The 9,348-nt window shown below is 70.0% G+C and carries 6 protein-coding genes and 1 pseudogene; all 7 read left to right on the top strand.

Annotation, left to right across the window (positions count from 1 at the left end; all coding sequences use genetic code 11):
- Nucleotides 1-407: FHA domain-containing protein (locus J1M36_RS09455; RefSeq protein WP_206479166.1), on the top strand; the 407-nt coding region annotated here is incomplete at its 5' end.
- Between the two features lies 1 nt (nucleotide 408).
- Nucleotides 409-923, top strand: a pseudogene (locus tag J1M36_RS09450) (FHA domain-containing protein).
- Between the two features lie 3 nt (nucleotides 924-926).
- Nucleotides 927-2,519, top strand: a complete 1,593-nt coding sequence (locus tag J1M36_RS09445; RefSeq protein ID WP_206479165.1) for a PP2C family serine/threonine-protein phosphatase — start codon at nucleotides 927-929, stop codon at nucleotides 2,517-2,519.
- Nucleotides 2,516-4,246 carry an FtsW/RodA/SpoVE family cell cycle protein gene (locus J1M36_RS09440; protein WP_206479164.1) on the top strand — a complete coding sequence of 577 codons (1,731 nt, stop codon included), beginning with the start codon at nucleotides 2,516-2,518 and terminating at the stop codon, nucleotides 4,244-4,246. Before J1M36_RS09445 ends, J1M36_RS09440 begins: the two co-directional genes overlap by 4 nt.
- Nucleotides 4,243-5,685 (top strand): penicillin-binding protein 2, encoded by a 1,443-nt coding sequence (locus tag J1M36_RS09435; RefSeq protein ID WP_206479163.1) that lies wholly within the window; start codon nucleotides 4,243-4,245, stop codon nucleotides 5,683-5,685. Before J1M36_RS09440 ends, J1M36_RS09435 begins: the two co-directional genes overlap by 4 nt.
- The gene (locus J1M36_RS09430) at nucleotides 5,682-7,493 is read left to right on the top strand and encodes a protein kinase (RefSeq protein WP_206479162.1); all 1,812 of its coding nucleotides are present in this window, start codon (nucleotides 5,682-5,684) and stop codon (nucleotides 7,491-7,493) included. Before J1M36_RS09435 ends, J1M36_RS09430 begins: the two co-directional genes overlap by 4 nt.
- A gap of 5 nt (nucleotides 7,494-7,498) precedes the next feature.
- Nucleotides 7,499-9,348, top strand: a 1,850-nt coding sequence (pknB, locus tag J1M36_RS09425) for a Stk1 family PASTA domain-containing Ser/Thr kinase (protein WP_206479161.1), incomplete at its 3' end; no start/stop codon positions are given.

Raw genomic sequence — 9,348 nt, 5'->3', positions numbered from 1 at the left:
CAGATGTGTATAAGAGCCAGGGCCAAGCCGCTCATTCGGCCGACGACGACGCTGCGGGCCACGTTCCCGGCGGCTATCACGACCCGGTCGACGACCAGGCCGGGCTGCAACCGGTGCCCGTGATCCAGGTGGGCGCCGAACGTTTCACGCTCAACGCGGACCGCGTGAGCGTGGGCCGCTCCGCGCAGGCGGACGTGACCGTGGAGGACACGGGGGTCTCCCGCGAGCACCTCGAAATCCGGCGCCAGGGGGACCATTTCCTGGCCGTGGACCTCGGTTCCACGAACGGTTCCTATGTGGACGGCCAGCGGATCCAGGGCAGGGCCCAGCTCGTGGACGGTTCCGTGATCACCGTGGGGCGCACCAGGTTGACCTTCCGACTGATGCTCCCGAGGGAGAGGCGCTGACGTGTCCGAACTGACCGTGACCCTGCTGCGCTACGGATTCCTGGCGCTGCTGTGGATCTTCATCGCCGCCGTGGTCTTCTCCCAGGCGCGTGACCTGACCGTGGGCGGCAAGGCCCGCGCGGCCGTGCGCGGTGGCCGCGAGAAACTGCGTGACGCCCGCGCACGGGAACCCCGCCAGGAGGCACCCCAGAACCCGCCGCCCCCACCACAGGGGGTGCGCGTACGCGCGCGCAACAGCTCGTGGTCGTGGACGGCCCGCTCGCCGGGCGTAGCTTCCAACTGGGATCGGCCCCCGTGATGCTGGGCCGTTCCGCAGAGGCCACCATCCCGCTCGAGGACGACTACGCCTCGGGGCGCCACGCCCGCCTGTTCGCGCAGGGATCCAAGTGGTTCCTGGAGGACCTCGGGTCCACGAACGGCACCTACCTGCAGGACCAGCGACTGTCCCGCGCCACCGTGGTGGACCCGGGCGCCCGGTTCCGGGTGGGGCGCACCGTGATGGAACTGAGGCCGTAGCCCATGCCCATTGCTTTCCGATATGCTGCTCGATCCGACGTGGGCCGGGCCCGTTCCAAGAACGACGACTCCGCCTACGCCGGCCGCTACCTGGCCGTCGTCGCGGACGGGATGGGTGGTCACGTGGGGGGTGACGTCGCCTCGGCCTCCGCGGTGATCGACCTGACCCACCTGGACCACGCCGGCTACGACGGTGACGCCGAGACCGTGCTCGCGGACGAGATCCAGAACGCCAACCAGAACCTCGCGAAACTCGTGCAGTCCAATCCACGGTTGGGCGGGATGGGCACCACCGTGACGTCCCTGCTGATCGACGGGGACGAGATCTGCGTGGCGCACATCGGGGATTCCCGCGCGTACCGGTTGTCCGAGGCCGAGGGTTTCGAGCAGGTCACTACCGACCACACGTTCGTCCAGCGGCTGATCGACGAGGGCCGGTTGCAGCCCGAGGAGGCCGAGACCCACCCCCACAAGAACGTGCTCATGCGGGTGCTCGGTGACGTGGACGCCTCCCCCGAACTCGAGGTGCGCACCGTGCGCCCGGCCGTGGGTGAACGCTGGTTGCTGTGCTCCGACGGCCTCAACGCGGTGGTGAACGCTCAGACCATCGAGAACGTGATGCGCTCCACGGGGGATCTGAACCAGATCGTGAACTCCCTCGTGGAACTGACCCTGGACCGCGGGGCCCCGGACAACGTGACCGTGGTTGTGGTGCAGGTGGACGAGATCCCCCAGGGCAGCGAGGCCCACCCCATGACCGGGGAGAGCCAGGGGGCCGTGCCGGATCAGTCTCGCACGTCGGATGAGCAACTCATGAGCGAGTCCGAGGTGGAGCACTGGGACGGACCCATGGACTCCCCCGTGGCCGGCGGCGGCACCGACTACCGCGAACCCGGTTACCCCCACACCACATCGCAGCCCACCCAGTCCTCGGCCTCCGTGCTGCGCCGGGACCTGGCCGAGCGTCCCCACCTGCTCGTGGGTGCCGCGGCGAACGCGACCCAGACGGGGCGTATCCCTACCGTCTCGGACTCGGCGATCCAGCGCCGCGCCACGATGCTCGCGACCTCCACGCTGGACGTGACCACCGATCCCGCCGAGGTACGCAGCCTGTTGCGTCGCAAGGGTGACGACCCCGCGCGCGGGACCAAGCGCCGTCGTGCGGCGTGGATCGTGGGCGTCGTCGTGCTCGCCCTCGCGCTGCTGCTCGGCGGGTGGGGTGCGCGCGCGTGGACCTCGTCCCAGTACTACGTGGGTGAGGACCGGGGTCACGTGGCCGTGTTCCAGGGGGTCTCGCAGTCCCTGGGTCCCATTTCGCTGAGCGAGTTGAGCGCGACCACCGAGATCCCCGTGGACTCCCTGTCCCAGTACGCGCAGGACCGCGTGCGCGCCACGATCCCCGCGGGCAGCCGCGAGGAGGCCGAACAGATCGTCGCGGACCTGGAGTCCTCGCGCGGACCCGAACCCCGCCCCACGGGCCGGGTGACGGTCACGACCCCCACACCGAACCCGTCCGCGAGCGCGTCGCCGAGTGGCTCGGCCACCCCGCGCACGTCCCCCGGTGCCTCGGGGACCCCCGGGGGTGAGAACCGATGAGTTCGACCGTGAACGCCGCGCCCGAGCGCGGCACAGAGACTCCCGTGCGCCCCAGGCCGCGGCGGATCACCGAGTTGCTGTTGCTGCTCGTGGCCCTGGCGATCGGCGTGGGCGCCAACATGCTAGTGGATCCCGAACGCGCCCAAGCGGATCCCCGCCACATCATCATGAGCGGCACCGTGCTGGGCGTGGGCGCCCTGCTGGTGCACGTGGTGCTGTGGATCCGGGCGCGCTACGCGGACCCCTACCTGCTCCCGCTGGCCGTGGCCCTCAACGGGCTCGGGCTGGCGATGATCCACCGCATCGACCTGTCCACCAACCAGAGTGCCGCCAACACCCAGGTGGTGTGGACCGGCGTGGCCATGCTCGCGTGCTGCGTGGTGCTGTGGTTGCTCAAGGACCACCGGCGACTGCGCAACGTCACGTACATCATGTTGCTGCTCTCCGCCGTGCTCCTGCTGCTGCCCATGATCCCGGGCCTCGGCGTGGAGATCAACGGCGCCCGACTGTGGATCTCGGTGGCCGGGCGCACGTTCCAGCCCGGTGAGATCGCCAAGATCACGCTGGCCATCTTCTTCGCGGGCTACCTCTCGACCAACCGGGACCTGATCCTGCTGGCTGGGCGCAAGATCGGCCCCGTGCGCCTGCCCCGGTTCCGGGACATCGCCCCCATGCTCGCGGCGTGGGTGATCGCGATCGGCGTGCTGGTGCTGCAGAAGGACATGGGTACCGCCATCATGTTCTTCGGCCTGTTCCTGGCCATGGTCTACCTGGCCACGGGACGCCTGGGCTGGATCGTGCTGGGCGTGCTGCTCATGGCCGTGGGAGGTTTCGCCGCGAGCCGCATGTTCTCCCACGTGGCCCTGCGCCTGGACGCGTGGCTGGACGCCTTCAACCCGGACGTCTACAACCGCTCCCCCGGTGGCTCGGCGCAGATCGTGCAGGGACTGTTCGGTCTGGCCTCCGGCGGACTGTTCGGTCAGGGCCTGGGTCAGGGGCGCCCGGACCTGGTCTCCTATTCCAATTCGGACATGATCATCACGGCGTTCGGCGAGGAGCTCGGGCTGATCGGGCTCGGCGCGATCCTGGTGATGTTCCTGCTCTTCGCGACCCGCGGGTTGCGCGCGGCCCTGGGTACCCGTGATGCGTTCGGCAAGCTGTTGGCCGCGGGCCTGTCCTCGCTCATGGTGCTGCAGTTGCTCGTGGTGATCGGCGGTGTCACGCGGTTGCTGCCGCTGACCGGTCTGACCACCCCGTTCATGTCCGCCGGTGGGTCGTCCCTGCTGTCCAACTGGATCATCGTGGCGATCCTGCTGGCCATCTCCCACAGCGCGCGGCGCCCCGTGGTCACCGGTCCCGCCACGGACGAGGACCTCGCGACCTTCGAGCGCCGCCTCCGCGCCCGCGAAGAACGCCGCGACGACGAGCGCACCCGCACCGACGGTGCCGATGCCGCCCCGGGCCGGGAGCCGGCCACGGAGCCCACCCCGTCGCTGTCGCGGACCACGTCCGTATCCCACGATGCCGCGGCGTCCCCGGGCGCGGCGGAATCGGCATCCGCGACCGAGGCGATCTCGCGGATCACGCATCGCTCGAGCGGTTCCGCCGGCCACGGCGCCACGCGCGCCTCCCGGAGCGACCGCACCCGGGGTGACGCGGCGTCGTCGTCCGGTGAACGCAGCGCATCCGGCGGCAACGCGCACGATCAGGAAGGGGGGACCCGGTGAACAAGGCGATCCGGCGCATGTGGCTCATGGCCGTGGCCATCATGGTGGTGCTGCTACTGACACTGACGTACGTGCAGTTCTTCGCGGCCAACGCCCTCCAGGCCAACCCGTGGAACAACCGCACGCTGTACGAACAGTTCGGCCGGGACCGCGGCTCGATCCTCGTGGGCGGGAAGGAGATCGCTCGCTCCGTGCCCGCGGACGGCGACTTCGCGCACCAGCGCGTCTACTCGGACTCCCCCCTGTACGCGAACCTCACCGGGTACTTCTCCCTGGTCTACGGGGCCACGGGACTCGAATCCGCCATGGGTGACCAGCTCTCGGGTGCGTCCGACGACCAGTTCTACGACCGCGTGGTGTCCCTGTTCTCCGGGAACCAGCCCAAGGGCGCCTCGGTGGAGCTGACCCTGGACCCCGAGCTGCAGCGCATCGCGTACAACGCACTGGAGGGTCACAACGGCTCCATCGTGGCCGTGGACCCCAAGACCGGCGAGATCAAGGTCATGGTCTCCCGCAAGAGCTACGACGCGAACGCCCTGTCCTCGCACGACACGAACCAGGTGGTCGCAGCCGCCCAGTCCCTGAACGCGGACCCGGACAAGCCGCTCGTGAACCGCGCGATCAGCGGGGACCTGTACTCCCCCGGTTCCACGTTCAAGATCATCGACACCGTGGCCGCGCTGGAGTCCGGGAAGTACACGACCGACACCACGCTGCCGAACCCCAACGAGCTCCCGCTCCCGGACACGACAGTTAGCCTGCCCAACTACCGCCAGGGCGGGTGTGCCGCGCGCTCCCAGGTGGACCTGCGCTTCGCGCTCGAGCAGTCCTGCAACACCCCGTTCGCGCACATCGCCATGGACCTGGGCCAGGACAAGATCCGCCAGACAGCGCAGAACTTCGGCTACGGCCAGAACCTGGACATCCCGCTGCAGGTCACCCCGTCCGTGTTCCCCGAGGACATGAATCAGGCCCAGCTCGCCCTGTCCTCGATCGGGCAGTACGACGTCCGCACCACCCCGCTGCAGGTGGCCATGGCCTCCGCGGCTATAGCCAACGACGGTGTGATGATGCGTCCCAGCCTCATCAAGACCGTGCGCTCCTCGGACCTGTCCGTGATCGACCAGTTCCAGGCCGAGCAGCTGCGCCGCTCCACGGACGCGGAGACCGCGCGCACCGTCAAGGACCTGATGACCTCCGTGGTCAGTAACGGCATCGCGTCCGGCGCGGCCGTGCCCGGCGTGCAGGTGGCCGGGAAGACCGGCACGGCGGAGATCGGCAGGGACGGATTGAACGATTCGTGGTTCACTGGATTCGCGCCCGCCGACGACCCCCAGTTGGCGGTGGCCGTGGTGGTCGAGGACGTGGACGTCACCACAGGGTCTTCCCTGACCAGCCCCAGTGCACGGCAACTCTTCGAGGCGGTGTTGAACAAGTGAGACCATCGTCGAACACCACCCTGGGCGGTCGTTACGCCCTGACGGAACGAATTGCCATCGGCGGCATGGGCGAGGTGTGGAAGGCCAAGGATCAGGTCCTGGGTCGGATCGTCGCGGTGAAGATCCTCAAGGACGAGTACAACGGGGATCCCACGTTCCTGCAGCGGTTCCGGGCGGAGGCCCGTCACACCGCCCTGCTCAACCACCCGGGTGTGGCCAACGTCTTCGACTACGGCGAGGACGAGGGCTCCGCGTTCCTGGTCATGGAACTCGTGCCCGGCGAACCGCTGTCCAATATCATCGACCGGCAGAAGTCGTTGGACCCGGACACGGTCCTGAACTACATCGGCCAGACCGCCCGCGCCCTGGCCGCCGCGCACGCGCAAGGGCTCGTGCACCGGGACGTGAAGCCCGGCAACCTGATCATCACCCCGGACAACCGCGTCAAGGTCACCGACTTCGGCATCGCCCGGCTTGCGGACCAGGTGCCGCTCACGGCCACCGGCCAGGTCATGGGCACGGCCCAGTACCTGGCCCCCGAGCAGGCCACCGGTCAGACCGCCACGGGTTCCTCGGACATCTACTCCCTGGGGATCATCGGCTACGAACTGCTCGCCGGCCGGCGCCCCTTCACGGGGGAATCCCAGATCGCGATCGCCCTGGCCCAGGTCAACGACAACCCTCCCGCGCTGCCGGACTCCATCCCGGACCCGGTGCGCGCCCTCATCATGTCCATGCTCGCCAAGGACCCGGAGGAACGCCCGGAGAACGCGGGCAAGCTCGCCAACGCCGTGGATGCGCTGCGCCGCGGGGACGTCACGGCCGCGGTCACGATGGTCCCGGGGATGCAGCCGTTCCTGTCCCAAGACTTCTCCGACGAGCAGCCCACCGAGGCCATCGCACCGGTCTCGGGACCGAGCACCCGGCCCATGTCCGGGACGGCCGCCGCGGGAGTGACCGGTTCGGCCGCGGCCGCGGCCCAGCCGGACCCCAAGTACAGTGCCCACCCCTCTACCGCACAGTTCGACGCCGTGAACCGGCCACCGAGCTCGCAGCGCGGTTCCACCCCGCAGGGTGAGCGGCGCAAGACGTCCGCGTGGGCGTGGTTGTTGCCGCTGCTCGCACTTCTGGTGGCCCTGGCCGTGGCCGGGGTGTACTTCTTCTCCTCGCGGGACGATTCCGGCTCCCCCGTACCGGGCACCGTCACGTCCTCCACCGTGAGCCCCACCGCGAACACCGTGGTGTTGCCCGCCAACATGGTGGGCCGCGACGCGGACCAGGTCGCCTCCGAGATCACCGCCATGGGCGTGAACGTGGACAAGCGGCTGCAGCAGGGCACGGGTCAGGCGGAGAACACCGTGGTCTCCGTGGAACCCGCGGCCGGTTCGCGGGTGAAGGTCGGTTCCACCGTGGTGATGTACGTCGCGTGGACCCCGGGTACCCAGACGACCCCGGGGGCCGGGACCGGGGGCACCGCTGCCACGCAGTCACCGCAGCAACAGCCCGAGCAGAACCAGAACACCCAGGCACCGCAGCAGACCGCTCAGCCCGCTCCCACCAACGGCGGGGGCAACGGCGCCGGTAACGGCGACGGCGCGGACAACGGCGGGGCCGGTAACGGAGCCACCAACGGCGCCGGGGAGACCGGCCAGAACGGGGCGAACACCCAGGCGGACACCGGTGCCCAGGGGGCCACGGATCAGAGCGCCCGCACCGAGGCAGGATCCGAGCAGTCCAACCCCGTGCAGGGCACCGGTGACGGGGCGCTCGCGGCTCCGAGCGCTCCCGGCAGCGGCGCGGGCGGCTGACACGCATGGGGACGTCGGGACTGCCGGATCTGATCAACGACCGGTACGAGGTCGGTGAGGTCATCGGCCGCGGTGGCATGGCCACGGTGCACGTGGGACAGGACGTGCGCCTGGGCCGCCGCGTGGCCATCAAGATCCTGCGTCCGGAACTGGCCGCGGACGAGACGTTCCACGAGCGGTTCCAGCGCGAGGCCCACGCCGTGGCGTCCCTCAACCACCACTCGATCGTGGCCATCTACGACACCGGGGAAATCCGCCCCCAGGGCCCGGACGGTGTCCTGCGCCCCTACATCGTCATGGAATACGTCCCCGGGCGCACACTGCGGGAACTCATGCACGGGCCGGGGGTCACTCCGGAACAGGCCATCGAGTACATGCTCGGCATCATGGACGCCCTGTCCTTCAGCCACCGCGCGGGGATCGTGCACCGGGACATCAAACCTGCCAACGTCAAGGTCACCCCGGACGGCAGCGTCAAGGTCATGGACTTCGGGATCGCGCGTGCCGTGGAGGACACGCAGGCCGCGCTGACCCAGTCCCAGGCGGTGCTCGGCACCGCACAGTACCTTTCCCCCGAACAGGCCAGCGGGGCCCCGGTGGATCCCCGTTCGGACCTGTACTCCGCCGCGTGCGTGCTCTTCGAGTTGCTGACCGGGCGCGCGCCGTTCGTGGGGGAATCCTCCGTGGCGATCGCCGCGCAGCACGTGCGGGACGCACCGCCCGCGCCGTCGGCGTTGAACCCGCAGTTGCCGCCCGCCGTGGACCGGTTCATGGAGCGCGCCCTGGCCAAGGACCCCCGGGACCGGTTCGTGGATGCCGGGCAGATGCGCCGGGCGCTGCGGGAACTCGGCGGGCAACTGCCCGGCAACCTCGGGGCGACCCAGCCCATCGACGTCACCCACACCGCCGACTCTCACACCAAGACCCTGCCCGCGGTGGGCGCCGGTACCCCGGCCGCCGCCGTGACCGCCGCGGGACGCAGCGAGGACGCCGAGCCCACCGTCTCCGCACAGTACGGCCGGTTCGATGACGACGCCGCGGCCGACGACCCAGCGCCCGTCGCCGCCCCCGCGTCCGCCTCCGCGCCGTACGAACGGCGCCGTCGCAGGTCCCTGTGGGTGGTGCCCGTGGTGCTGCTGCTCGTGCTCGCGCTGCTGGTCGGCGGAACCGTGCTGGGCGTGCGGTGGTGGCAGGACCAGCAGGTCGAACAGGTCGCGCAGGTGAGCGTCCCCCAGGTCACGGGGATGGACAGCACCACGGCGGAGAACACCCTGCGGGACGCGGGGCTGAACCCCACGTTCACCACGCAGCACAGTGACAGCGTGCCGGACAAGCACGTGATCAGCATGAGCCCCGCCGCGGGGACCCAGGTGGACCAGGGGTCCTCGGTGGCCGTCGTGGTCTCCGAGGGGCCCGAGAACGTGACCGTGCCCAACGATCTCGTGGGCCAATCCTTGGACTACGCCCGCCAGTCCCTGCAGCAGGCCGGCCTCACGGCGGGCCCGGTCAGCACGGTCAACAGCGCCACAGTGCCCCACAACGTGGTGCTCTCGACCGATCCCGGACAGGGCGCCTCGGTGGCCCGGGACAGCGTGGTCAAACTGCAGGTGTCCACGGGCAAGGTCACGGTCCCGGACGTCGTCGGCCGCAGCCGCGCGGAGGCCGAACAGGTCTTGCAGGCGGACGACGTGCGGCTCAACTACGACGTGGAGATCCGCGAGACCGAGGATGCTGAGGCTGGCACGGTGCTGCGGCAGTCCGCTCCCGCGGGGTCCTCCGTGAGCCAGGGATCCACGATCACGCTCACGGTGGCCCGGAAGGTGACGCCCACGCCGAGCCCCACCCCGTCCCCGAC

Source organism: Kocuria sp. KRD140, from assembly GCF_017168375.1.
In the GTDB taxonomy this organism is placed as follows: domain Bacteria; phylum Actinomycetota; class Actinomycetes; order Actinomycetales; family Micrococcaceae; genus Kocuria; species Kocuria marina.
Note: the sequence above shows the minus strand (reverse complement) of the source record. Positions and strands in the feature narration are given on the sequence as shown.

What these genes read in the sequence shown, in the direction of transcription:
- J1M36_RS09445 (WP_206479165.1), top strand. Translation starts at nt 927, where the DNA reads ATGCCCATTGCTTTCCGATATGCTGCTCGATCCGACGTGGGCCGGGCC.
- J1M36_RS09440 (WP_206479164.1), top strand. Translation starts at nt 2,516, where the DNA reads ATGAGTTCGACCGTGAACGCCGCGCCCGAGCGCGGCACAGAGACTCCC.